Consider the following 24,179-nt stretch of genomic DNA (forward strand, 5'->3'; position numbering starts at 1 on the left):
GTCAGGCTCCAGCTTTCTCGGTGATGGTGCGCTTCTCGATGCGCTTCTCGGGGTGGGCGTTGTGCACGATGCGGTGCACGTAGATGCCGGGCAGGTGGATCTGGTCCGGGTCGATCGCGCCGGTCTCGACGATTTCCTCCACCTCGACCACGCAGATCTTGCCGGCCATGGCCGCGGCGGGGTTGAAGTTGCGCGCGGTCAGGCGGAACTGCAGGTTGCCGGACTTGTCGGCGCGGTGCGCCTTCACCAAGGCCACGTCGGGCACCAGCGCGCGCTCCATCACGTAGGTCTCGCCGTCGAACTCGCGCAGCTCCTTGCCCTCGGCCACCAGGGTGCCCACACCGGTCTTGGTGAAGAAGGCCGGGATGCCCGCGCCGCCGGCACGCAGCTTCTCGGCCAGCGTGCCCTGCGGCGTGAATTCGAGTTGCAGTTCACCGGCCAGGTACTGGCGCTCGAACTCCTTGTTCTCACCGACGTAGCTCGAGATCATCTTGCTGATCTGGCGCGTCTCCAGCAGCTTGCCCAGGCCGAAGCCGTCCACGCCCGCGTTGTTGGAGATCACGGTGAGGTTCTTCGCGCCGCTGTCGCGCAGCGCATCGATCAGGGCCTCGGGAATGCCGCAAAGGCCGAAGCCTCCGACGGCAAGCAACTGGCCATCGGCCACGATGCCTTTGAGCGCGGCGTCCGCGTTCGGGAAAATCTTGTTCACGTCGGTGTCTCCTGGGTTGGACCGTGGAAGCCGCTACGATACTACGTAACCACATACGTAGTATTTCGTAAAGCCAAACCCGAAGCCTGATACGCCATGGAGATCGACTACCGCCTCGCCTTCGACCTCGCCCCCGTGGGCCTGGCCCTGTCCCGGCAGCGCATCATGGTCGACTGCAACCAGGTGCTGTGCGAGATGTTCGGCGCCACGCGCGAGCAGCTCGTGGGCCAGAGCTTCCAGATCCTCTATCCCAGCGCCGACGAGTACGAGCGCATCGGCGAGCGCATGGCGCCCCTGCTGGGCCGCAGCGGCACCTACTCGGACAACCGCATCATGAAGCGCGTGGGCGGGCAGTTGCAGGGCGAGACCTTCTGGTGCCACGTGACCGGCCGCGCGCTGAACCGCGACGCGCCGCACGCCGCCGGCATCTGGAGCTTCGAAGACCTCAGCTCCACGCGCACCGTGAAGGCCGAGCTGACACCGCGCGAGCGCGAGGTGGCGGCCTTTCTCATGGATGGCCTGACCAGCAAGCAGATCGGCAAGGCGCTGGACATCAGCCACCGCACGGTGGAGATCTACCGCGCGCGGCTCATGCGCAAGTACCAGGCCCACAGCACGCCGGACCTGATGCAGCGCCTGCTGGCGGGCTAAGCCCGATCCGGCGCCAGATCACTGTGGCTGGAAGCCGCTGTCCTGGATGATCTTCGCCCACACCTTGCCATAGGCCTGCTCGCGCGCGCCCAGCTGTTCGCCGGTCATGAAACCCACGGTGAGGCCCATGGCGGTGAGCTTCTCGCGCACGTCGGGCTGGGCGATCGCCTTCTGCACCGCCTGGGCAATGCGGTCCAGCGCGGCCTTGGGTGTGCCGGCCGGCGCGAACAGACCGTAGTACGGCACGTCCTCGAAACCCTTGAGGCCGAGTTCGGAGAAGGTGGGCACCTCGGGCATGGCGGCCTGGCGCTGCGAACCCATCACCGCCACCACGCGCAGCTTGCCGGCCTTGTGGTTTTCGATGAAGTCGGGAATGGAGGCCACGCCGGCGGGGATCTGGTTGCCCAGCATGTCCGACATCATGGGCGCGCTGCCCCGGTAGGGCGCGGCCACGAGGTCCAGGCCGTTCTGCTTGGCGATCACCTGCACCAGGAACTGCGGCACCGAGGCGGGCGCGGGAATGCCCACCGAGCCCTTGCCACCCGCCGCTTTCACGCCATCCACATAGGCCTTGAACGATTGCGCGGGCGTGCCGTTGGAGACGGCGAAGGCGTTGACGAAGGTCGCGAAGCCCGCCACCGGCACGAAGTCCTTGGCCGAGTCGTAACCCGGGTTCCTGGTCACCATGGGCAGGATGGTGATGCTGTGGTCGTGGCTGAGGAACAGGGTGTGGCCGTCGGCCGGCGCGGCTTTCAGCGCCTGAGCGGCCAGCTGCCCGCCCGCGCCGGGCTTGTTGTCCACCACCACCGGGCTGCCCAGGTCCTGCTGCAGGCGCTCGCCCAGGATGCGGGCGATGGCGTCGGTGCCGCCGCCGGGCGGGAAGCCCACCAGGATGCGGGTGGTGGACTGCGCCTGGGCCAGGCCGAGGGAGCAGACCAGGCCGGCGGCCAACAGGGCGCGGCGGACCAGCGAGAGACGGTAAGCGGTCATGACGGAACTCCGTAGGGGATGGTGAAGAAACCCCCGATCGTAGCGCCGCATCGGCACTCAGGCCTTCTCGCCGTCCACCACGCTGGCCGCCGTGCGAAACGCCTCCACCGCCGCCGGCACGCCGCAGTACACGGCGGCGTGCAGCAGCACCTCCTGCAGCTCGGTGGGCGTGGCGCCGTTGTTCAGCGCGCCGCGCACATGGCCCTTGAGCTCGTGCTGCTTGCCCAGCGCCGTGAGCATGGCCACGGTGATGAGGCTGCGGGTCTTCAGATCGAGCCCCTCGCGCTGCCACACGTCCCCCCAGGCCTTGCGGGTGATGTGCTGCTGCATCGGTTCGGTGAAGGCCGTCATGTCGCCGAAGGCCTTGTCCACGAAGGCATCGCCCATGACCTGCCTGCGCGTGGCCAGGCCGCGCTCGAATTCGGAATCGGGATGAGATGGCATAGGTGCTCCATGGCAAGAAAAACAGGGTTCGTGTGAACGATAGCGCAGCGAACCGAACAAGCACCCCAATCCCCCGTTATTCGGGCCTCAAGAACATCAAGGCCCGGTCGATACTGCCCCGAGAGCAATTTCTATAGCAACAGCTCCATCATCCGCGCGGCCTGCTCGACAGACCGCAATCCATATCCATCGGCGTCCCCCGGCATGCAAGGTGTCCGGGCCGCACCGGCCCTCTCACGGTCTTCGAACCGAGGGCGACTGAAGAAGAAAACAAGACAACGCCATGAACCGCATCTACACCACCATCTGGAACCACGCCATCAACGCATGGACCGTTGTGAGCGAGGTCGCCAGCGCGCGCGGCAAGCGCGGCGCCTCCCGCGTGGCCGGCGCCCTGTTGCTCGCGCCCCTGGCCGCCGTGGCCGGCGGCCTGCCCACCGGCGGCACCGTCACCGCCGGCCAGGGCAGCCTGCAGCAGGCCGGCAACGTGCTCACCATCCAGCAGGCCAGCGACAAGCTCGCCATCGACTGGAACAGCTTCTCCATCGGCCAGGGTCACAGCGTCAACTTCGTGCAACCCGGCGCGGCCTCGGTCGCGCTCAACCGCGTGCTCGGACCCGACGTGTCGGTGATCCAGGGCGCGCTGAACGCCAATGGCCAGGTGTTCCTGGTCAACCCCAACGGCGTGCTCTTCTCGCCCACCGCGCAGGTGAACGTGGGCTCTCTGGTGGCCTCCACGCTGAACATCAGCACCGAAGACTTCCTCGCGGGCCGCTACCACTTCAGCGGCGACAGCGCCGCCGCCATCGTGAACCAGGGCCAGATCTCGGCCGCCTCGGGTGCGCACGTCGCGCTGGTCGCGGCGCGCATCGTGAACGACGGCCAACTCTCGGCCGAACGCGGCAGCGTGGTGCTCGCCGCAGGCAGCACCGTGCGGCTCGACCTGGGCGGCCCGGTGCAGGTCGAGGTCGACGGCGGCGCGCTGGGCGCGCTGATCGACAACGGCGGCGCCATCCACGCCAACGGCGGCACCGTGCTCATGACCGCGCGCGCCATCGACAGCCTCACCGCCACCGTGATCAACAGCAGCGGCCTGATCGAGGCGCGCTCGCTCGGCGTCGGCGCCGACGGCGTGGTGAGCCTGGTCGCCGAACAGGGCGGCGTGCATGTCTCGGGCCGCATCGACGTCTCCGCGCCGCAAGGCCAGGCCGGCAAGGCCATCGTCACCGGCGACACGGTCACCATCGCCGACGGCGCGGTGATCGACGCCACCGGCGCCACCGGCGGCGGCCAGATCTATGTCGGCGGCAGTTGGCAAGGCAAGGACAACCGCATCAAGCAGGCACGCCACACCGTGGTGGCTTCGGGCGCCCTGCTCGACGCCTCCGCCACGCAGAACGGCCACGGTGGCACCGTGGTCGCCTGGTCCGACATCCACGCGGCCGGCGGCCGCACCGAGGTCGCGGGCGTGCTCAAGGCGCGCGGCGGCGCGCAAGGCGGCAACGGTGGCCGCATCGAAACCAGCGGCGCCACGCTCTCGGTGAGCCGCGCGGCCGATGCCGCCGCCCCCAAGGGCAACGGCGGCCTGTGGCTGATCGACCCCACCAACGTCACCATCGCCGCCGGCGCAGGCGCGATCGGCGGCACCAACGTGGGCCTCGACGACATCGAGACCGCGCTCGCGGGCGGCACCAACGTCAGCATCCAGGCCGACGACACCATCACCTGGACCAGCGACTACATCAACACCGGCGGCAGCGGCCGCTCGCTGATCCTCAGCGCGGACCAGCTGGTGCTGCAGGGCAACATCGGCTCCACCTCGGACCTGAGCTTCATCTTCAATGGCGACGTCAAGCTCGACGGCCACATCACCATCGCCAGCCAGGGCGGCGAGATCTACTTCGCCAAGTACGTGGACTCGGCCACCGCGGGCGCGGGCAACGCCAGCCGCCTCACGCTGACCAACACCGGTACGGGCAGCATCGTCTTCGGTGACCAGGTGGGTGGCACCAACCCGCTTGCTTCGTTGTACGTCACCACCGCCCCCACCGGCGCCACGCACATCAACGGCGGCATCGTGCGCACCTTCGGCGAGCAGGTGTACGACTCGCCCGTGGTGCTGGGCGCGGCCGAGTTCCTGAACGCCGGCTTCGAGAACGGCACCACCGGCTGGAGCATCCACGACCAGCGCGTCTACATGAACGGTGGCTCCACCGTGCGCGGCCACCTCACGCCGAACGACCCGAGCGGCCCCGCCACCTCCAGCGGCGAAAACGTCAGCTCCTCCGGCACCTTCACCTCCGGCGTCTCCAACAACGGTGCCAACCGCACCCAGGGCCTGCAACTCAGCAGCACCCAGCAGTGCGCCACCGGCTACTGCATCGTGCGCGGCGGCTACGTCACCAGCGACAGCACCATCGCCCTGGCCAAGGGCGACGTGGTCAGCTTCCAGTGGAACGCGGCCGGCAGCTCGGACGCCTACGACGTGTTCGGCTACCTGCTCAACGTGAAGACCGGCGAGACGCAGGTGATTCTCAACGCCACCGGCGCCAACGCCTGGTCCTCCACCGGCTGGCAGACGGCCAGCACGACCGTGGAGACCGCCGGCACCTACGCCTTCGTCTTCGTCTCGGGCAGCTGGGATGCCAGCGGCGGCCGGGCGCTGGGCGCGACGCTGACGCTGGACAACATTTCCACCACGTCCCTGTTCAATGGCAAGACGCTCGAAGGCAGCTCGCTGAGCTTCCTCCAGGGCATGAACGCGGCCGACAACAAGCTCACGCTCAAGGCCGAAGAGGTGAACTTCGGCGGCACCGTCTCCGGCACCGGTCAGATCGGTTTCGAGGCCCTCAACCCCGGCCACGACATCCACGTCGGCGGTGGCGCGGGCACACCGGGCGACGGCGTGCTGAACGTCTCTTCCGCCACGCTGGCCTCGCTCGCCGACGGCTTCTCCTCCATCAACATCGGCGGCGCGGCCATGCAGGGCAATATCGTGGTCGTGACCGACACCCGACTGCAGGACAGCGTCGCCCTCGATGCCGGCACCGGCCACATCCGGCTCGACGCCGTGCTGGGCTCCACCGACATGGTGACGCTGCAGACCGATGGCGGCACCGTGACCCAGGCCGGCAACGCCACCCTCGAAGCCAGCACGCTCGCCCTCGTCGGCAACGGCGGCCAGTTCACGCTGGGCAACGCGGGCAACACCGTGGGCACGCTGGTCACCGACACGCAGGACGTGCACTTCGTCAACAGCGGCGCGCTCGCCATCGGCAGCGCCACGCTGGCCGACGGCAGCACCCTCAACGGCATCCACAACACGGGTCTGGTGAACGTGAGCACCGTCAGCGGCGACATCGCGCTCGGCAAGAGCGTTCAGACCAGCAGCACCGCCAGCAACGCCATCGTGCTCAACGCCGGCGCCAGCCAGTCGGCCGGCCAGGCCACGGGCGGCAACGTGACGGTGGGCGCGGGCGCGACCGTGGGCACCGGCGCGGGCGGCCGCGCGGTGATCTACACCGGCAGCGTGGCCGGCAGCACCGGCGTGACCGGCGCCGTGGGCAGTGGCTCGGGCCGCTTCCGCTACAACAGCGACGAAAGCACCAGCAACTTCACCAAGGCCCTGGGCGACAGCGGCGTGCACGCGGTCTACCGCGAACAACCCGTGCTCACCGTGAGCACCAACGGTTCGACCAAGCTCGAAGCGGACAACTCCGGTGTCAATGGCTTCGATGGCGGTGGCGCCGGGGGCTACGACGTGCAAGGCCTGCTCAACGGCGACACCAAGGCCATGCTCGGCGATCCGCGCTACACCACCGACGCGGCCGGCCCGGGCAAGCACGCCATCCGGATTTCGCTGCTCAACGAGCTGGGCTACGCCGTGGTCAACAGCACGGAGAACGCCGAGGTCGAGGTGACCCTGCCCTTCAACCCGGCTTCGGTGACCGACAGCATCCAGCGCCCCAGCCTCACGGCCGTGCCGGCGCAAGTGCATGTGCCACAGGTCAGCGAGCCGGCATCCGCGCCCGATGCGACCGGCGGCCTGCAACTGGTGCAACTGGCGGCCGAGGGTGACTCCACCACGGGTGCCGGTACCCAGAGCGCCAGCGCAACGGATGCCGCACCGGAAGACTGCGCCGCCAGCGGCTGGACCGGCAGCGGTTGCGGCGCCTCGGCCCAGGTCCTCGTCAGGGGCAGCGGCCTGCGCCTGCCCAACGGCGGCCACTGACGCGCACACCACCGCGGCTCCTTTTTTTTGATCGCTCCCGCCAGGGCCCAACGGCCCTGGCGCGGGCATCCACGAACGATTCACCTCCCATGCACAAGACCTTTCGCCTCTCGCCGCTCACGCTGGCCCTCTCCGCGCTCGCCCTGAGCAGCGCCTCTTCCGCCTTCGCCCAACAGGCCCCCGATGCCGGCCGCATCCTGCAAGACCTGCAACTGCCCCAGCAGGTGCTGCCCGAATCGCTGAACCTTCAGCTCGACGTGCCGCCGGCGGACAGCGCCGGCCGCGACGAAGGACCCGCGGTCGCGCTCAAGACCGTCCGCATCAACGGCGCCAGCCGAATCGAGACCGCGCGGTTGCAAACCCTCATCGCGCCCGCCACCGGACGCAGCCACACCCTGGCCGGCCTGCGCGGCCTGGCGGACCAGATCACGCGCTTCTACCGCGAGCAGGGCTACCCCTTCGCCCGCGCCTACGTGCCTGCCCAGCGCATGGCCGACGGCGAACTCACCATCGAAGTCATCGAAGGCCGCTACGGCCAGGTGAACGCCACCTCGCAGGACGCCGACCTGGCCACCGAAGCCGGGCGTTTCCTCGGCGACCTGCGCAGCGGCGACGTGATCGCCATGGACGCACTCGAACGCTCGGTGCTCGTGCTGTCCGATCTGCCGGGCATCCGCGTGCGCCCGGTGGTGCGCCCCGGCCAGGCCGTGGGCACGGGCGACCTCGCCGTCGAGGTCGAACGCACCAAGGCCTTGGAAGGCCGCGTCTCCGTCGACAACCACGGCAACCGCTACTCGGGCCAGCACCGCGTGCTGGTCGAAGGCGCGTGGAACAACCCGTTCAGCTTCGGCGACCGCCTCAACGCAGCCGTGATCGCCACCGACGAAGACCTGTTCTTCGGCAACCTCGCCTACTCGCGCGCCCTGGGCACCAGCGGCCTGCGCGGCGACGTCGGCTACGCCGTCTCCGACTACAGCCTCGGTGGCGAGTTCAGCAGCCTGCAGGCCTCCGGCACGGCCCGCGCTGCGCAGCCTCGGCGTGAGCTACCCGCTGGTGCGCAGCAACCGCGCGAACCTGCTGCTCACCGCGCAGGCACAACACAAGACCATGGTGGACGAATACCGCGCCACCGGCATGCGCAACGAAAAAACCAGCAACGTGCTGCCGGTCGCGGTGCAGTTCGACCTGCGAGACGCGCTGCTCGGCGGCGGCATCACCTACGGCACGCTGGGCTGGACGCACGGCAGCGTTTCGCTCAAGGGCGATGTGCAGCGCCTGCTCGACCGCCTCACCGCCAAGACCCACGGCTCGTTCAACAAGGTCAACCTCGACGTCACCCGCCTGCAGGCCCTGCCAGGCGGCTGGACGCTGTCGGCCCGCGTCGCGGCGCAATGGAGCGGCAAGAACCTGGACTCCTCCGAAGACTTCGTGCTCGGCGGCGCCAGCGGCGTGCGCGCCTACCCGCGCGGCGAAGGCGCGGGCGACGAAGGCGTGCTCGGCCAGGTGGAGCTGCGCTACGGCCAGGGCGCGGTCGTGCCCTACGCCTTCTGGGACGCCGGCCAGAGCACGCTCAACCGCCGGCCCTGGGCCGTGGGCGACAACCACCGCAGCCTCGCCGGCGGCGGCGTGGGCGTGCGCGCTCAGCACGGCAACTGGTCGGTGGACGGCACGCTGGCCTGGCGCCACGCCGGCGGCCCCTCGCAATCGGACAGCCAGCAGCGCAACCCGCGCGTCTCGGGTGACCGGGGCCTACCGCTTCTGACCCTCGGCGGGGGGCGGTACGATCGCCAGACATTCCACCACGCCGGAGACCCGCATGAGCCGCTACCCCGCCCCCGACATCAACGACCTGCCCGAGGACATCAAGGCCAAGGTGCTCGAAGTGCAGGAAAAGGCGGGCTTCGTGCCCAACGTGTTCCTGGCCCTGGCGCGCCGGCCCGCCGAGTGGCGGGCCTTCTTCGCGTACCACGACGCGCTGATGCTCAAGGAAGAAGGTTCGCTCACCAAGGGCGACCGCGAAATGATCGTCACCACCACCAGCGCGGCCAACCAGTGCCTGTACTGCGTGGTGGCGCACGGCGCCATCCTGCGCATCCACGAGAAGAAACCACTGGTGGCCGATCAGGTCGCGGTGAACTACCGCAAGGCCGACATCACGCCGCGCCAGAAGGCCATGCTGGACTTCGCCATGAAGGTCTGCCAGCGCTCGCACGAAATCAACGACGACGACTTCGCCCCCCTGCACGCCCACGGCTTCTCCGACGAGGACATCTGGGACATCGCCGCCATCACCGCCTTCTTCGGCCTGTCCAACCGGCTGGCGAGCTTCAGCAACATGTTGCCCAACCCGGAGTTCTACCTGATGGGCCGCGTGCCCAAGGCCAAGCCGCCGAAGGACTGAACGGCACAGCCGCCAAATCAGACAAGGCTTACAGCACTTTTTGTCGGCGCGCGATTCAATCGATACCGCCACACAACAACACAAGGAGTGCTTCCATGCCGATCAAACCATCCGTCAAGCGAGCCTTCCTGCTCACCGCCGTCCTCGCCCTGGGCACAGGCGCGGCCTGCGCAGAAGACATCAAGGGACGCATCACGGCCGTCGACACCACCGCGAAGACCTTCACCGTCAACAGCGAAGTGATCTATGTGACCGACAAGACCGACTACGAAAACGACTACAAGCGCTTCGAGGATCTGCGCCAGGGCCACTATGTGGAAGTCGACATCGACCGCAGAGACGGCCGCCTGTACGCAGACGACGTCGAGTACAAGAAGGACGCTCGCGAGAACAAGCAGTAAGCCGCCGCGCCGGCTTCAGCCCCCGATGCGCAGCAGCTTGCCGCTGCCGCCATCGGTGAGCAGGTAAAGCCGGCCGTCGGGGCCCTGCCGCACATCGCGGATGCGCTCGTTGCGGTTCGCCAGCAGGCGCTCGCGCCCCACCACCCGCGTGCCATCGAGCTGCAGGCGCCACAGCGCCGTGCCGGCCAACGCGCCCACGAACAGGCTGCGGTTCCAGTTCATGGGAATGGTGCCGGTGAAGAAGGCCATGCCGCTGGGCGCGATGGACGACTTCTGTCCGCCGGTCCAGGCGCTGCCGTCGATGGTCTCCCAGTACGCCACCGGTTGCTCCATGCCGGCCTTGGCCGTGCCCTCGCCCACCTGCTGCGTCGTGCCGTACTCCTGCCCATAGCTGATGATGGGCCAGCCGTAGTTGCGCCCCGCCTGCGTGAGGTTGACCTCGTCGCCACCCTGTGGGCCGTGTTCGCTGGTCCACAGCTCACCGGTCTCCGGGTGCAGCGCCGCGCCCTGCGGGTTGCGGTGGCCGTAGCTCCAGATACCGGCCTGCGCGCCCGCCAGCACAGGGTTGCCCGGTGCCGCCGCGCCCGAGGTGGTGATGCGCACCACCTTGCCGTTGCCGCGGCTCAGGTCCTGCGCGTACCCACGCTGGTCGTTGCTCTGCCGGTCGCCCAGCGTCACGAACAGGTGGCCCTCGCGGTCGAACACGAGGCGCGAACCGAAGTGCCCACTGCTCGCCACCTTGGGCAACTGCCGGTAGATCACCTGCAGGTTCACCAGCGCCATCGCGCCCGTGTCGAGCTCGGCCCGCGCCACGGCGGTGCCGTTGTTGTTCGCGTTGCCGCTGTCGGTTTCCGAGAAGCTGAAGTAGATGCGCCGGTTGCTGCCGAAGGCCGGGTCCAGCACCACGTCGAGCAGACCGCCCTGCCCGCCGGTGTCCAGCGCGGGCAGGCCGCTGATGAGGTTGAACGACTGCGCGTTCGCCGCGTACAGGCGCAGGCTGCCCGTGCGTCCCGTGATCAGCATGCGGCCATCGGGCAGGAAGGCCAGGCTCCAGGGACTGGGCAGGTTGGTCGCGAGTTCGGTGACCGCGACCGGCCCGGTCGTGGGCACGAAGCTGGGGTTGCCAGGCGCGGGCGAGCCATCGTCACCGTCACGACCACCACCGCCGCCGCACGACAACAGCAGACCCATCGATAGGGCCCCGCCGATGAGCGCAGAGAGGTGGCGCATGTCGGACATGCTAGGCACGCGCGCGCCGCCTGTGTGCAAGCATTTGTGTGTGCGCCAGCGCACACAGCGATCAGCTCAGATGCGCGCGCAGCCAGTCGGGAATCGGGGCCGACTTCTTCAGCGGGAAGTTCACCCACACGGTGGTCGCACCGCCGGCCGCGTACACGGTGTCGGGGTCGTCGCTGCGCGAGAGCGTGCACCAGCTCTCGAAGCTGCTGCGACCCACATCGCTCACGTACATGGTGGCGATCACATCGCCCGGGTATTCGAGCTGCCGGTAGAAGTTGCAGAAGGCGTTGGCGATCACCGGCCCTTCGCCGCCCGGATCGGGCGGGCAGCCGATGGAGTGCATCCAGTCGATGCGGATGATCTCCAGGTAGCGGAAATAGATCGTGTTGTTCACGTGGTTCATGCCGTCCATGTCGCCCCAGCGGATGGGGATGGTCATGCTGAACACGCGCTTCTTCTGTTCGGGGATGTCGAGTTTCATGGGGTTGGGGTGGTCGTCAGCGGTGCGCCTTGATCGACGCGAGGATGCCGAGCACGAACAGCACGCAGGCCGTCCATTGCAGGGCAGCGGGCCACTGGGCGCTCCAGGCGAAGGTGTAGATCAGGCCGAACACGGTCTCGCTCACGATGAGCTGGCCCGCCAGGCTCGGGCTCAGGCGGCGGCTGGCCATGTTCCAGAGCACCGAGGCGATCCAGGCCGAGCCGATGCCGGTGACCGCGCAGACGATCAGGAACATGCCGAAGCCCGGGCGCTGCACCAGGGTGTCCACCTCGGTCCCGGCCACGGCCCAGATGCCCAGCGCGCCCAGGCCCGCCGCCACGCCCAGCCAGTTGGCCCACACGGTGGAGTTCACTTCCGGGTGGCGGCTCAGCCAGCGCGCGTTCAGCAGACCGAACGCGGTCCACGAGGCCATGGCCAGCACGGCATAGAAGATGCCGAGCCAGAGGTTCGCACCGCCGCCCGCCTCGCCACCGCCATGCGCCGTCACCCGCATCATCAGCGCCAGGCCCGCCAGGGTCAGCAGCAGCCCCGGCACCAGCGCGCGCCAGCGCAGGCCCTGCGGCTTGCCCAGCAACATGATCCAGATCGGGATGGTGCCGATGATCAGCACCGGCAGCGCCGCGCCCGCCGCCTGGATCGCCAGCACCAGCAGCAGGTAGTAGCCGGTGTAACCCAGCAGGCTCAACCACAGCGCGGCGCCCGCCTGGCGCCAGGTCGGCAGGTGCGCCTCGCCGCGCAGCCCGGCCCACGCCAGCAGCAGCACCGACAACAGGCCGCAGGCCAGGAAACGGCCCACCGTGAGATCGATCGAGCTGAAGCCCGGCGTGAGCAGGGGCGCCAGAAAGGCCGTGCCCCAGAAAGCCCCCGCGCCCAGCCCTGCCAGAATGCCGGTCACCATGCCCGGCGGCCAGCCCGAAGGCCGGCCCAACACCGCTGCCGTCATCTAAGCCCCGAAACCGTCGTCGGCGGCAATGACCGCACCGTTCACGAAATGGCTTTCGCTCGAACACAGCATGACCAGCAGCGCGTCCAGGTCGGCCGGCGAGCCGACGCGCTTGCGCGGCAGCATGTTGATGAGTTTCTGTCCCTGCTCGGTCTGCCAGTGGTGGTGGTTGAGTTCGGTGTCGATGTAGCCCGGGCAGATCGCGTTCACGTTGATGCCGAAGCGGCCCCACTCGATCGCCATCGCCTTGGTCATCTGCACCACGGCGGCCTTGCTCATGCAGTACACGCCGATCTGTGGCAGCACCTTGAGCCCGGCCATGGACGCGATGTTGACGATGCGCCCGCCCACGTAGGTGCCCGGCGCCGCGCCGTTGGCGCGCGCCAGCATGCGCCGGCCCACTTCCTGCGCCACGAAGAACGCGCCCTTGGTGTTGGTGTCGAAGACGAAGTCGTAGTCTTCCTCCGTCACGTCCTGCAGGCGCTGCGTGGTGCTCACGCCCGAGTTGTTGACCAGGATGTCGATCGCGCCGACCTCGGTCTCGGCGTGCGCCACCGCCGCCTTGATCGACGCCGTGTCGGTCACATCCATCGCCACCACGTGCGCGTCGCCGCCGGCGGCCTCGATGTGCGCGCGCAGCGCCATCAGGCGGTCGGTGCGGCGGCTGGCCAGCACCACGGCCGCGCCCGCGCGCGCCAGCGTCTTGGCGAACTGTTCACCGAGCCCACCGGACGCCCCGGTGATCAGGGCCACGCGACCCGACAAGTCCAGGCTGTATGCCATGAGAGAACCTCCTCTAAAGTGGTTGGATTCTGCGGGCATTCGCGCACCGCGCGGGCCAACGAGGCCCTATGCGACAGGATTGTGCGCCCTGGGCCACTAAAATCGGTCTCGACCACGACACCGGCATGACTCCATGCATTGCCGTCATGAAAATCCCCGGGCGCCCGCCCGACAGAGTGAGACCCTCGACATGACCCCCGAAGAAATCCTCAGCACCTACGGCCCGCGCGAAGCCATGGAGTACGACGTGGTCGTGGTCGGTGGCGGCCCCGGCGGCCTGGCGCACGGCGATCCGGCTCAAGCAGATCGCCGCCGAAAAAGGCGGCGAGATCAACGTCTGCGTGCTCGAAAAAGGCTCGGAGCCCGGCGCGCACATCCTCAGCGGCGCGGTGATGGACCCCAAGGCCCTCAACGAGCTGCTGCCCAACTGGAAGGCCGACGGCGCGCCGCTCAACCAGCCTGTCACCGACGACAAGCTGCTCTGGCTGACCGAAAAAGGCGCCATCGACACGCCCAAGTTCCTGATCCCCAACAACTTCCACAACGAAGGCAACTACGTCGTCGGCCTGGGCAACGTGGTCAAGTGGATGGCCCAGCAGGCCGAGAACCTCGGCGTGGAGATCTTCCCCGGCTTCGCGGCCGCCGAGGTGCTGTACAACGACGACGGCTCCGTCAAGGGCGCTGCGCACCGGCAACCTGGGCGTGGGCAAGGACGGCGAGCCGACCGACAACTTCCAGCTCGGCATGGAGCTGCACGCGAAGTACACCGTCTTCGCCGAAGGCTCGCGCGGTCACCTGGGCAAGCGCCTGATCGCCCAATTCCACCTCGACGAAGGCAAGGACCCGCAGGCCTACGCCATCGGCGTGAAGGAACTGTGGGAAATCGACCCCGCCAGGCACCAGCCCGGCCTGGTGATCCACACCGCCGGCTGGCCCATGAAGGACGACACCTACGGTGGAGGCTTCATGTACCACCTGGAAGACAACAAGGTCACGCTGGGCCTGGTCACCGGCCTGAACTACAGCAACCCCTGGCTCAGCCCGTTCGAGGAAATGCAGCGCTGGAAGACGCACCCGCGCATCCGCGCCTTCCTCGAAGGCGGCAAGCGCATCAGCTACGGCGCGCGCGCCATCACCACCGGTGGCCTCATGAGCCTGCCGCAGACCACCTTCCCCGGTGGCGCCCTGGTCGGTTGTGACGCGGGCTACCTCAACGGCGCGCGCATCAAGGGCAGCCACGCCGCCATCAAGAGCGGCATGCTCTGCGCCGAAGCCGCCTTCGAGGCCGTGCAGGCCGGCCGCCAGCACGACGAACTCAAGGCCTACCCGGTCGCCTTCGGCAAGAGCTGGCTGCGCGAAGAGCTGGACGCCTCGCGCAACTTCAAGTCCTGGTTCAAGTACGGCAACATCGTCGGCGGCCTCATGGTCGGCATCGAACACTGGCTGCTGCCCCGCCTGGGCTTCAAGGCCCCGCCGTGGTCGCTGCACCGCGAGAAGGCCGACCACCTCTACCTCAAGCCGGCCGCCGAGTGCGAGCAGATCGTCTACCCCAAGCCCGATGGCAAGCTCACCTTCGACCGCCTGGGCAGCGTCTTCGTCAGCAACACCAACCACGAAGAGCACCAGCCGGCCCACCTCACGCTGAAAGACGCCAGCGTGCCGGTGAGGATCAACCTCGCCAAGTACGCCGGCCCCGAAGCCCGCTACTGCCCGGCCGGCGTGTACGAGTTCGTGAAGAACCCCGACAACACCGACCGCCTGCAGATCAACGCGCAGAACTGCGTGCACTGCAAGACCTGCGACATCAAGGACCCGACGCAGAACATCGTCTGGGTCACGCCCGAAGGCGGCGGCGGTCCGAACTACGCCGGCATGTAAGCCAGCTCACTCCAGCTTGATGCCGCGGCTCTTGACCACGTCGCCCCAGCGCGCGGTCTCGGAAGCGATGAAGTCGCGCAGTTGCGCCGGCGTGGCGATCTCGGGCGTGACGCCAAAACCCGCGAAGCGCTCGCGCACGCTTTCCTGCTGCAAGGCCGCGCGCAGTTGCGTGCCCAGGCGCTCCACCCCGGCCGCGGGCACATTGCGCGCCGCGAACAGCGCGGCCCAGCCGGTGATCACGAACTCGGGGCCCTGGGTGTTGAGGGTCTTCACACCGGGCAGCGAGGCCACCGGCTTGCTCGATGTCACGGCAATGGCGCGCAGGCGGCCGTCCTGGATCAACGGCAGCGCCACCGGCAGGTTCATCACACCCATCGAGATGGTCCCGGCCACCACGTCGGGGATCAGCTGCGCGTCGCCCTTGTAGGGCACCGCCAGCAGCTTCAGACCCAGTTTTCGGTTGAGCAGTTCGGTGGTCAGGTGCGACAGCGTGCCCACGCCGCTGTTGCCGGCCGTGAGCTCGCCACCCTTGCCACGCGCGACCAGGTCGTCCAGCGACTTCAGCGGCGAATTGGCGGGCACGGCGAACACCAGGGGCTGCGAGGAGATCATGCCCACGGGCTGCAGGTCGCGCTGCACGTCGTAGCCCAGGTCGCTGCGCAGCGCGGGCAGGATGGTCATCGTCGTGCTGCCCATCAGCAGCATGTGGTCGTCGTTGCTGTGCGTCACCACCTGCGTGCCCGGGATGCCGCCGCCACCGGCGCGGTTCTCCACCACGAGCGGCTGGCCGATCTGCGGGCCGATGATCTCCGCCAGGATGCGCACCGAGCCGTTGCCCGCGCCGCCCGGCGCAAAAGGCACGATGACGGTCACGGGCTTGGTGGGCCAGCTCGCCTGAGCCCAGGCACGGGCGGGCAGCACACCCGAGGCCACCACGGCGGCCGAGGCCGCGAGCAGCGTGCGGCGGTTGAATCGTTGGTTCATCACTTCATCTCCTGGTTGTGTTGTATCAGTCCGGCTGGCCCTGCCAGCGCGCGACAAACTCGCGCGCGCGTTGAGCGGCCTCGGCCGCCGGTGTGCCCGGCGCATAGAGCGCCGAGCCGATGCCCGCGCCGCTGGCGCCCGCAGCCTTGAAGGCCGGCAGGTTCTCCAGGTTGACGCCGCCCACGCTGAACATCGGGGTGGCGCGCGGGAACACCGCGCGCCAGGCCTTGATGACCGCAGGACCGAGCAGCTCACCCGGGAACAGCTCGAGCGCGTCGGCACCTGCATCGAGCGCGTCGAAGCCCTCGCTGACCGTGCCCACGCCCGGCATCGAATAGAGGGCGTGCGCCCGGGTGCGCCGCACCACGGGCGCGTGGAAGTTGGGCGAGAGCACGAGTTGCGCGCCCGCCGCCGCGACAGCGTCGACATCCTGTTCGCGCAGCACGGTGCCCGCGCCGATCACCGCCTCGCCCGCGAGCGCCTGGACCAGCAGGCGGATGCTCTCCAGCGGCTCGGGCGAGTTGAGCGGCACTTCGATCACGCCGATGCCCGCGGCGTGCAGCGCACGGCCGACCGCCACCGCCTCGGGCGGTGTGATGCCGCGCAGGATGGCGACCAGCGGTCGGGCCGCGAGCGCCTGTGCGACCCGTTCGCTCGCGCTGCGCGCGCTCATGGCGCGCGCTCCAGCAGACCGGCCTGCCGCGCCACGCGCCACTGGCCGCGCGTGGTCGCACCGTCGGCGGCGCGCGTGCTCGCGATGCCCGCGAGTGCAAGCGCCTTCGCATAGCGTTCGCACAGGCCGTCGTCGCCCAGCAGCACCACCTCGAGCGGGCGCTCGGTGCGCGTGGCGCTCGCGATCTCGATGCCCATGAGGATGCCCGACAGATAGTCAGGCAGGCCCTCGGGCGCGATGCGGCCCATCAGGCCAGCGGTGCGCGCGGCAAAGATCACGTGGGTGGCGTTGTCGCTCTGCGCCAGGCCGAGCCGAACGCCGGCCTCGAAAGCCTGCGGCGCGGCATGGCCGAACGCCATGAGGCGGCCCAGGATGCCGTGCTGGGTCAGCAGGCCGTAGAGCTCGCCGGTCATGTAGGTGGAAAAGCGCGTGACCTGGCCGGCCTCGCCAAGCCAGGCCCACTTGGCGTGGGTGCCAGGCAGCACGCAGCAGCTGCCGGCGGCGAGGTCGGCGCCCCACATCTGCGTCTCTTCGCCGCGCATCACGTCGTCCTGGCCGTCGGCGTTGCGGCAGGTCAGGCCCGGCACGATGTGCAGCGACACCCCCGGCAGCACGTCCACACGCGTGAGGCGTGCGGCGGCCTCGCCGATGCCCGCAGGGCAGCCGAGGTAGTCGGCCTCTTTCCAGCCCTGGCGGCTGCCGATCATGCCGCTGGCGATCAGCGCGCCCGCGCGCTGCCCGATCCAGTCGCCGCACAGCGACAGCAGGGCATCGGCGAAACGGCCGTCCTTCACGGCCATGACGCCGCCAGGCGCGGCGCGCGTCTCGATCGCTTCGCCGGCCGCATCGAGCAGGCTGGCGCGCAGGTTGGAGGTACCCCAGTCGATGGCGATGAGGGCGGAGGGGGAAGCGGTCATGAAATGGGGGCTTTCTTGCGCAGGAAGGACCAGAGCGTGGCATTGGGTTCGATGCCCAGCCCCGGCCCGTCGGGAACGATGAACGCGCCGCTTTCGCAGCGCATGGTGGTGTCGACGAACCGCAGGTTGCGATCGAACACCGAGTGCTGGTACTCGTGCATGGGCACGTTGGGCAGCGACGCCGAGGCGTGCAGGCTCGCGGCCTGGAAGATGCCCACGCCAATGCTCGCGTGCGGAATCACGCGCATGTGGAAAGCGTGCGCCATGCGGCCGATCTGCATGAACTGGCTCACGCCCGTGTGGCCCATCTCGGGCTGCACGATCGACATCGCGCGGCGCTCGAAGCGCGGCAGCGCCTCGTGCACCGAGCGCCACTCCTCGCCCAGCGCCACCGGCACGCGCACGGCGGCGGCCACACGCGCCTGGCCTTCGAGATCCTCGGCGGCGCACGGCGCCTCGACAAAGTACGGAGCGAAGGGCGCGAGCCGATCGATGAGCTGGATCGCCTCGCCCGCATCGAACTTCCAGTGCAGATCGACCATCAGCTTCGCGCGCGGCCCCAGCGCTTCGCGCAGCGCGCGCATCTCATCGACGATGCCCTCGAACGACACCGCCGCCGCGTACTTGAACGCGGTGAACCCGCGCGCCGCGAAATCGCGCGCCAGCGCCACCTTGTCGGCGAGTGTCCTGCCCGGCAGGCCTGAAACGTAGGCCGGCACGCGCACCGTGCGCTGGCCGCCCAGCAGCTTGGCGCACGGGCAGGCCAGAGAGCTTGCCGGCGAGGTCCCACAACGCGATGTCGATGCCCGCGATGGCGTCGCCCCAGAAGCCGCCCGAGGCCCCACGCACGCGCATGAGGTCGTAGAGGTCCTCGTGGATGGCGGTCGCATCGCGCGGGTCGCGCCCGAGGATCACCGGCCCGAGCACGTCGTCGATCAGGGCCGTGACCGCCTCGGGTGCGACGATGCCGTAGGTCTCGCCCCAACCCCAGGTGCCCTCCTCGGCCGTCACCTTGATCAGCACCGACATGTCGGTGCTCGGGGTAGATCGTGCGGTTGCCCTGGCGCACCAGGTAGCCGCGCGCGTTGACCTGCTCGCCCTCACCCAGCGGGCCGAGGTAGGGCGTGTCGCGCGGCAGCGAGACCACGAAAGTCTCGACCGCAGCGATGCGCGGCCCACTCATCCCGCGCGCCTCCGCAGCGGGTGCGTGGGCAACAACAGGTCCTGCAAGTCACCCAGGAAGGCGTCCACGTCGGCCTTGTCCAGCGCGTCCAGGCGCGGGCCGGCCGCGCGCTGGTGCTCGCACGGCAGCAGGCCGCGGGCACTCAGCACGTACTTGGTGAGCGACCAGCGGAACACCGCCTGCACGTTGAGGATGGGCAGCATCCGCGTGAACAGTTCGCGCACACGCGCCGCGTCGCCCGCGCGGTGGGCCTTGAACAGCGCCACATGCACTTCGGCCAGCTCGATCGCCGGCATGGTGCCGGCCGCGCCGCGCCGCAGTTCGTCGGTGATGTAGCGCCCACCCGCGCCGCCGAACACCCCCACCAGGCTGGCCGGGCCGCGCTCGCGCAGCACCGTCAGGCGCTGGCCGCTGGGCAGGGTCTCTTCCTTCACGTAGCGGATCGCCTGAACGACGGCCGCCACTTCCACGATCGCCTCGGGGTCGAGGCCGGCCCCCACTGGCTGCGGCACGTTCTGCAGCACCAGCACCGCGCCCGGCACGGCCGCCGACACCTCGCGGAAGTACTCGACCTGGGTGCGCACCGTCGGGCGGTCCGGCGGTACGGCCACCATCAGCGCGGCCGCGCCCTGCGCGATCGCGGCCCGCGCCAGCTCGATCGTGGTGGCCGCCTGGGCGCTGGACACCCCCGCCACCACCGGCACCCGGCCCGCCACTTCCTCCAGCACGGCGGCAGTCAGCGACAGGCGCTCGGGCACGCTGAGCTGCGCCAACTTCACTGCGCAACGCCCGGGTAGGTGATGCCATCCACACCCGCTTCAAGCAGGTAGCGCACCAGGCCGCGCAGGGCCTGCGCGTCCGGTTGGCCGGCGGCGTCGAAAGGCGTGGGGAGAACGGGGTAGACCCCGGCAAGCGATGCAGGTGATGTCACGTCGTGAATCCAATTTGTTCCGTTGAATGGAACTTCAATTGTAGATCTCGCGGTGTTTCACAAACAAGTTCCATTCATTGGTACTTACCCTGGGTTGACCTCCCCTAGAATTCCCGCACCCGCCATGTCAGAAACCGCTCACCCCGCCTCGACCTCCGCCACCACCGCCCCGGGCCTGGGGGTGCTGGAGAAAGCCATGGCCGTGCTCAATCTGGTGTCGGCGGCGCGCGCGCCCATGACGTTCACGCAACTGCAGCGCGCCTCGGCCCTGCCCAAAGCCACGCTGCACCGCATGCTGGGCACGCTGGTGCGCGAAGGCCTGCTGCGCCACGACAGCTACAACAAGACCTTCCTGCTCGGGTTCCGGTTGCTGGAACTGGCGCACGAGGTCTGGAGCGATTTCGATCTGCGCGTGGCGGCCCAGGACGAACTGGTGCGCCTGCGCAACGCGTTCGACGAAAGCGTGCAACTGGTGGTGCTCAGTGGCGAACAGATGGTGGTGGTGGCGCAGCGAGGACGCTGGCCGCGAACCGCAGGTCGCCTCCAAGGTGGGCATGCGCCTGCCCCTACACGCCAGCGCGGCCGGCAAGGCGATCGCGGCCTGCCTGGCGCCCGCGCAGCAGGCCCAGCTGTTGGCCGCCTCGCTGCTGGAGCGCTTCACCGAGCACACCATCGTGGACAACGAGGCGCTGCGGGCCGAGCTCGACCTCACCCGCGCACGCGGCTACGCGCTGGAAGTGGGTGAATACGACGCCGAGCGCGTGAGCGTGGCCGCGCCGGTGTTCGACTACGAGGGCCGCGCCATCGGGGCCGTGGCCGTGACGGCCAGCGCGGCGCAGCTGGATGCGCGGCGCGCGCACAGCCTGTCGGCCGAGCTGATCGGCGCGGCCCGCACCATCACGCACAGCGCGGCGGGCCAGCCGATGTCGCTGCTGGCGCACACCGAGCCCCCCGCGGCGCCCACGCCCGAGGTGCATGCCATCGGCGAGGCGCGGGCGCTGCTGGGCGAAGGCCCGGTCTGGTCGCCCCGCGACAACGCGCTGTACTGGGTGGACATCCTCGCGCCGGCCATCCACCAGCTCGACGCCGCCAGCGGGGTGCCGCGCGAAACACCGCTGGGCGCCATGGTGAGCATGGTCGTGCCCATGGCCTCCGGTGGTCTGCTGCTCGCCACGCCCTCGGGCCTGATGGCCATGGCGCCCGACTCGGGCCGCATGACCCTGTTCGCCCACCCCGAATCCGCCCGCCCGGGCAACCGCTACAACGACGGCAAGTGCGACCGGCGCGGCCGGCTGTGGGTCAGCTCCATGGACATGGGCGCCATGGCCAACCGGGGCAACCTCTTTCGCGTCGATCCGGATGGCAGCTGGGAGAAGGTCGACAGCGGCTTCACCGTGCCCAACGGCCTGGGTTTCAGCCCCGACAACACGCGGATGTATTTCACCGACACCTTCCGCAAGACCATCTACGAATACGACTTCGACCTCGCGGCCGGCCGCATCGCGAACCGCCGCCCCCTCGTGGTCTTCGGCGCGGGCGAAGGCAAACCCGACGGCCTGACGGTGGATGCCGAGGGCTGCCTCTGGGTGGCCGTGTGGGACGGCTGGGAACTGGCGCGCTTCGGCCCCGACGGCCGCGAGCTGATGCGGGTGCGCCTGCCGGTGCCACGGCCCACCAGCTGCTGCTTTGGCGGCGCCGACCTCGGCACGCTCTATGTGACCAGCGCTTCGGTGCGGCTGGGCTCGCAGGCGCTGGCCAGCGCACCGCTGTCGGGCGCGCTGTTTGCCCTGGAAGTGCCGGGCGTGCGCGGCCTGCCGGAAACCACGTTCGCCGGCTGAAACCGACCGCAGGCCGGTTACCTGCGCGGTGTTCACCGCGCCGTCACATGGGCTGTCCACAGTGCAGGCTCCGTGAACGACGCCGAGATGCCATGCTGAACAAGACCCAGAAGGGCCGCGCCGAGCTGCGACCCGGGCAACGCCAACTCGCGCAGCGCGAGCGCGCCCTGCTGCTGCTGGCCGATGGCCGCAAACCCGATGCCGAGCTGTTCGCCCTGTTCGAGGGCCAGGGCCCCACGCTCGCGGCCGACCTGATCTCGCGCGGCTACCTTGTGGACGAAGCACCACCGCCGCCCCGCACGCCGGCCAACACCCCGCCCACCGTCTCCGCCGACGCCTTTTCCGGCCCCCGCTCGCTCGCCAGCGCGCGCATGTTCCTGTTCGACCTGAGCGAGCGCATGTTCGCCCCGCGCGACAAGGCCATGGCCCAGCGCTACCGCGACGCCCTGCGCGAAGCGCGCGACGTGGGCGACATGCTGGCCGTCAGCCGGGCCATGATGGCCGACGTGGAGCGCCTGGCCGGCAGCGAACGCGCCGACGGCATCCGCGAGCGGCTGGCCCGCCTGCTGCCCGAATCGGCCCTGGAAACGCCCTGAAACACCGGCCCGCCGGACGCCGTGCGATACACTCGCCGGGTCAGGAGAGAAGCCGATCCGGTCCCCGGAGAAGGCTCGCCGAAGGCGCAGGCGGCACCGCACACCGGGTGCCCTGAACGCTCAGGCAAAAGGACTGGCAAACACGGGCCGCGAGGCCGGTGTACCCCCCTGGAGAGAGGCCGTTCCTCGAAGCGGCCCACCGAAGGAGCAAGCGCGGCATCGCCCGCGTGAATCTCTCAGGTAAAGCGGACAGTGGGGCAGCGCACGGATGAACCGTGTTTCGCCCCACCGGGGCCTGCCCCCTTGCCTGAAAGCCTCTGCCGTGCCCGCTGCCGCCGCCCCGCTTCTCCAGACCCCGCTGCACAAGCTCCACGTCGAACTGGGCGCCCGCATGGTGCCCTTCGCCGGCTACGACATGCCGGTGCAGTACCCCACCGGCCTCATGGCCGAACACCACCACACCCGCAAGGCCGCCGGCCTGTTCGACGTCTCGCACATGGGCCAGCTGCGCCTGGTCGGGCCCGACGCCCCCGCCGCCTTCGAGACGCTCATGCCGGTGGACGTGATCGACCTCGGCGTGGGCAAGCAGCGCTACGGCCTGCTGCTCAACGACGAGGGCGGCATCATCGACGACCTGATGTTCGTCAACCGCGGGCACGACCTCTTCGTCATCGTCAACGGCGCCTGCAAGGCTGGTGACATCGCGCACATCCAGGCGCGCATCGGCTCGCGCTGCGAAGTCATCCCCCTGCCCGACCGCGCCCTGCTCGCGCTGCAGGGCCCGCTGGCGGTGGACGTGCTGCAGCGCCTCGTGCCCGGCGTCGAAAAACTGATCTTCATGACCGGCTCGCCCTTCCAGTGGCACGGTGCCGACCTCTTCGTCACCCGCAGTGGCTACACCGGCGAAGACGGCTTCGAAATCTCCCTGCCCGGCGACCGCGCCGACCAGTTCGTGCGCACCCTGCTGGCCCAGCCCGAAGTGATGCCCATCGGCCTGGGCGCGCGCAACTCGCTGCGCCTCGAAGCCGGCCTGTGCCTCTACGGCAACGACATCGACACCACCACCACCCCGGTGGAAGCCGGGCTCAACTGGGCCATGCAGAAAGTGCGCCGCACCGGCGGCGCGCGCGCGGGCGGCTTCCCCGGCGCGGCGCGCGTGCTCGCGCAGCTCGACGGCAGCGAACCGCTGACCCGCAAGCGCGTGGGCCTGATCGCCCAGGAATGGGTGCCCGTGCGCGAGAACGTCGAACTGCAGAACACCAGTGGCGAGGTGATCGGCAAGACCTCCAGCGGCCTCATCGGCCCCAGCGCCAACAAGCCCATCGCCATCGGCTACGTCACACCCGAACACGCCGCCCTGGGCACGCCCGTGGTGGCGATGGTGCGCGGCAAACCCGTGCCCATGGAAGTCAGCGCCATGCCCTTCGTGCCCAACCGATACTTCCGCGGCTGATCTCACTTTTTTCGTTTCTTTTTTCAGGAGCTTTTTCATGACCACCAAGTACACCGAAGACCACGAATGGATCACCGTTGACGGCGGCATCGCCACCGTCGGCATCACCGTGCACGCGCAGGACGCGCTGGGCGACGTGGTGTTCGTCGACCTGCCCGAAGTCGGCAAGAGCTTCGCGCAAAAGGAAGTGGCCGGCGTGGTCGAGTCTGTGAAGGCCGCGGCCGACGTGTACATGCCCGTCAGCGGCGAAGTCACCGAAGTCAACGAAGCCCTGCGCGCCGACCCGTCGCTGCGCAAACACCGACCCGCTCAAGGCCGGCTGGTTCTTCAAGGTCAAGCTCTCCGACCCGGCCCAGGTCGACGCCCTGCTGGACGAGACCGCCTACAACACCTTCGCCAACGCCTGATCCGCCTCTTCTCCCGCCGGAGCCT

The 24,179-nt window shown here is 69.2% G+C and carries 21 protein-coding genes, 4 pseudogenes and 2 riboswitches; of the genes and pseudogenes, 11 read left to right on the forward strand and 14 right to left on the reverse strand.

Annotated elements, in window-relative coordinates; all coding sequences use genetic code 11:
• Position 1: 1 nt before the first annotated feature.
• Positions 2-709, reverse strand: coding sequence for a CoA transferase subunit A (locus ACFJGX_RS20780; protein ID WP_382324046.1), 708 nt, complete (start codon positions 707-709; stop codon positions 2-4).
• A gap of 96 nt (positions 710-805) precedes the next feature.
• Here ACFJGX_RS20780 and ACFJGX_RS20785 point away from each other — a divergent pair, with 96 nt between their 5' ends.
• Positions 806-1,360, forward strand: a complete 555-nt coding sequence (locus ACFJGX_RS20785) for a LuxR C-terminal-related transcriptional regulator (RefSeq protein ID WP_382158943.1) — start codon at positions 806-808, stop codon at positions 1,358-1,360.
• 18 nt (positions 1,361-1,378) lie between these two features.
• Here the strand turns inward: ACFJGX_RS20785 and ACFJGX_RS20790 are convergent, their stop codons facing one another.
• Positions 1,379-2,350, reverse strand: a complete 972-nt coding sequence (locus ACFJGX_RS20790) for a Bug family tripartite tricarboxylate transporter substrate binding protein (RefSeq protein ID WP_382158945.1) — start codon at positions 2,348-2,350, stop codon at positions 1,379-1,381.
• 57 nt (positions 2,351-2,407) lie between these two features.
• Positions 2,408-2,794, reverse strand: coding sequence for a 4-carboxymuconolactone decarboxylase (gene pcaC, locus ACFJGX_RS20795; protein WP_382326964.1), 387 nt, complete (start codon positions 2,792-2,794; stop codon positions 2,408-2,410).
• A gap of 283 nt (positions 2,795-3,077) precedes the next feature.
• Between pcaC and ACFJGX_RS20800 the strand changes: the two genes are divergently transcribed.
• The 5 genes and pseudogenes from ACFJGX_RS20800 to ACFJGX_RS20820 all read left to right on the forward strand — a co-directional run bounded on the left by ACFJGX_RS20800 (position 3,078) and on the right by ACFJGX_RS20820 (position 9,827).
• Positions 3,078-7,025, forward strand: a complete 3,948-nt coding sequence (locus ACFJGX_RS20800) for a filamentous hemagglutinin N-terminal domain-containing protein (protein WP_382326966.1) — start codon at positions 3,078-3,080, stop codon at positions 7,023-7,025.
• Positions 7,026-7,114: 89 nt separating this feature from the next.
• Positions 7,115-7,846: pseudogene (locus ACFJGX_RS20805) on the forward strand (POTRA domain-containing protein); the annotation flags it as partial.
• A gap of 232 nt (positions 7,847-8,078) precedes the next feature.
• Positions 8,079-8,603, forward strand: a pseudogene (locus ACFJGX_RS20810) (ShlB/FhaC/HecB family hemolysin secretion/activation protein); the annotation flags it as partial.
• A gap of 238 nt (positions 8,604-8,841) precedes the next feature.
• Positions 8,842-9,426 (forward strand): peroxidase-related enzyme, encoded by a 585-nt coding sequence (locus ACFJGX_RS20815; protein WP_291115254.1) that lies wholly within the window; start codon positions 8,842-8,844, stop codon positions 9,424-9,426.
• Positions 9,427-9,521: 95 nt separating this feature from the next.
• A complete protein-coding gene (locus ACFJGX_RS20820; RefSeq protein WP_291115256.1) occupies positions 9,522-9,827 on the forward strand; it encodes a DUF5666 domain-containing protein in 306 nt (101 codons plus the stop codon).
• Between the two features lie 15 nt (positions 9,828-9,842).
• Here the strand turns inward: ACFJGX_RS20820 and ACFJGX_RS20825 are convergent, their stop codons facing one another.
• The 4 genes from ACFJGX_RS20825 to ACFJGX_RS20840 all read right to left on the reverse strand — a co-directional run bounded on the left by ACFJGX_RS20825 (position 9,843) and on the right by ACFJGX_RS20840 (position 13,294).
• Positions 9,843-11,057, reverse strand: coding sequence for a PQQ-dependent sugar dehydrogenase (locus ACFJGX_RS20825; protein ID WP_382324040.1), 1,215 nt, complete (start codon positions 11,055-11,057; stop codon positions 9,843-9,845).
• 70 nt (positions 11,058-11,127) lie between these two features.
• Positions 11,128-11,547, reverse strand: coding sequence for an acyl-CoA thioesterase (locus ACFJGX_RS20830; protein WP_382158955.1), 420 nt, complete (start codon positions 11,545-11,547; stop codon positions 11,128-11,130).
• A 16-nt stretch (positions 11,548-11,563) separates the two neighbouring features.
• Positions 11,564-12,466, reverse strand: coding sequence for a DMT family transporter (locus tag ACFJGX_RS20835; RefSeq protein ID WP_382324038.1), 903 nt, complete (start codon positions 12,464-12,466; stop codon positions 11,564-11,566).
• Between the two features lie 45 nt (positions 12,467-12,511).
• Complete coding sequence (locus ACFJGX_RS20840) at positions 12,512-13,294, reverse strand: SDR family oxidoreductase (RefSeq protein ID WP_382158959.1); 783 nt, start codon at positions 13,292-13,294, stop codon at positions 12,512-12,514.
• 190 nt (positions 13,295-13,484) lie between these two features.
• On the opposite strand from ACFJGX_RS20840, the pseudogene ACFJGX_RS20845 reads away from it, so the two are divergent.
• A pseudogene (locus ACFJGX_RS20845) lies at positions 13,485-15,172 on the forward strand (electron transfer flavoprotein-ubiquinone oxidoreductase).
• 6 nt (positions 15,173-15,178) lie between these two features.
• Here the strand turns inward: ACFJGX_RS20845 and ACFJGX_RS20850 are convergent.
• The 7 genes from ACFJGX_RS20850 to ACFJGX_RS20880 form a co-directional block, all read right to left on the reverse strand.
• Positions 15,179-16,156 (reverse strand): Bug family tripartite tricarboxylate transporter substrate binding protein, encoded by a 978-nt coding sequence (locus tag ACFJGX_RS20850; RefSeq protein WP_382324036.1) that lies wholly within the window; start codon positions 16,154-16,156, stop codon positions 15,179-15,181.
• Positions 16,157-16,181: 25 nt separating this feature from the next.
• Entirely contained in the window at positions 16,182-16,829 is a 648-nt protein-coding gene (locus ACFJGX_RS20855) for a 2-dehydro-3-deoxy-6-phosphogalactonate aldolase (protein ID WP_382326968.1), read from the reverse strand.
• Positions 16,826-17,746, reverse strand: a complete 921-nt coding sequence (locus ACFJGX_RS20860) for a 2-dehydro-3-deoxygalactonokinase (protein WP_382324032.1) — start codon at positions 17,744-17,746, stop codon at positions 16,826-16,828. Before ACFJGX_RS20860 ends, ACFJGX_RS20855 begins: the two co-directional genes overlap by 4 nt.
• Positions 17,743-18,417, reverse strand: coding sequence for an enolase C-terminal domain-like protein (locus ACFJGX_RS20865; RefSeq protein ID WP_382326970.1), 675 nt, complete (start codon positions 18,415-18,417; stop codon positions 17,743-17,745). The genes ACFJGX_RS20860 and ACFJGX_RS20865 overlap by 4 nt, the downstream gene beginning before the upstream one ends.
• Positions 18,332-18,775, reverse strand: coding sequence for a hypothetical protein (locus ACFJGX_RS20870; RefSeq protein WP_382326972.1), 444 nt, complete (start codon positions 18,773-18,775; stop codon positions 18,332-18,334). The genes ACFJGX_RS20865 and ACFJGX_RS20870 overlap by 86 nt, the downstream gene beginning before the upstream one ends.
• A gap of 150 nt (positions 18,776-18,925) precedes the next feature.
• The gene (locus tag ACFJGX_RS20875) at positions 18,926-19,702 is read right to left on the reverse strand and encodes a dihydrodipicolinate synthase family protein (RefSeq protein WP_382326974.1); all 777 of its coding nucleotides are present in this window, start codon (positions 19,700-19,702) and stop codon (positions 18,926-18,928) included.
• A 2-nt stretch (positions 19,703-19,704) separates the two neighbouring features.
• A complete protein-coding gene (locus ACFJGX_RS20880) occupies positions 19,705-19,860 on the reverse strand; it encodes a dihydrodipicolinate synthase family protein (RefSeq protein WP_382324027.1) in 156 nt (51 codons plus the stop codon).
• Positions 19,861-20,414: 554 nt separating this feature from the next.
• On the opposite strand from ACFJGX_RS20880, the gene ACFJGX_RS20885 reads away from it, so the two are divergent.
• The 4 genes and pseudogenes from ACFJGX_RS20885 (at position 20,415) to gcvH (ending at position 24,154) form a co-directional block, all read left to right on the forward strand.
• Positions 20,415-21,698: an SMP-30/gluconolactonase/LRE family protein gene (locus tag ACFJGX_RS20885; RefSeq protein WP_382326976.1), complete on the forward strand. Its 1,284-nt coding sequence runs from the start codon at positions 20,415-20,417 to the stop codon at positions 21,696-21,698.
• A gap of 92 nt (positions 21,699-21,790) precedes the next feature.
• Entirely contained in the window at positions 21,791-22,294 is a 504-nt protein-coding gene (locus ACFJGX_RS20890) for a hypothetical protein (protein ID WP_382158963.1), read from the forward strand.
• Between the two features lie 31 nt (positions 22,295-22,325).
• Positions 22,326-22,440: riboswitch (glycine riboswitch) on the forward strand.
• Positions 22,441-22,452: 12 nt separating this feature from the next.
• Positions 22,453-22,557, forward strand: a riboswitch (glycine riboswitch).
• A gap of 5 nt (positions 22,558-22,562) precedes the next feature.
• Positions 22,563-23,747 (forward strand): glycine cleavage system aminomethyltransferase GcvT, encoded by a 1,185-nt coding sequence (gcvT, locus tag ACFJGX_RS20895; RefSeq protein ID WP_382324019.1) that lies wholly within the window; start codon positions 22,563-22,565, stop codon positions 23,745-23,747.
• 37 nt (positions 23,748-23,784) lie between these two features.
• Positions 23,785-24,154 (forward strand): annotated as a pseudogene (gene gcvH, locus ACFJGX_RS20900) (glycine cleavage system protein GcvH).
• Positions 24,155-24,179 lie beyond the last annotated feature (25 nt).

Source organism: Hydrogenophaga sp. UC242_50, assembly GCF_042697355.1.
Lineage (GTDB): Bacteria > Pseudomonadota > Gammaproteobacteria > Burkholderiales > Burkholderiaceae_C > Hydrogenophaga.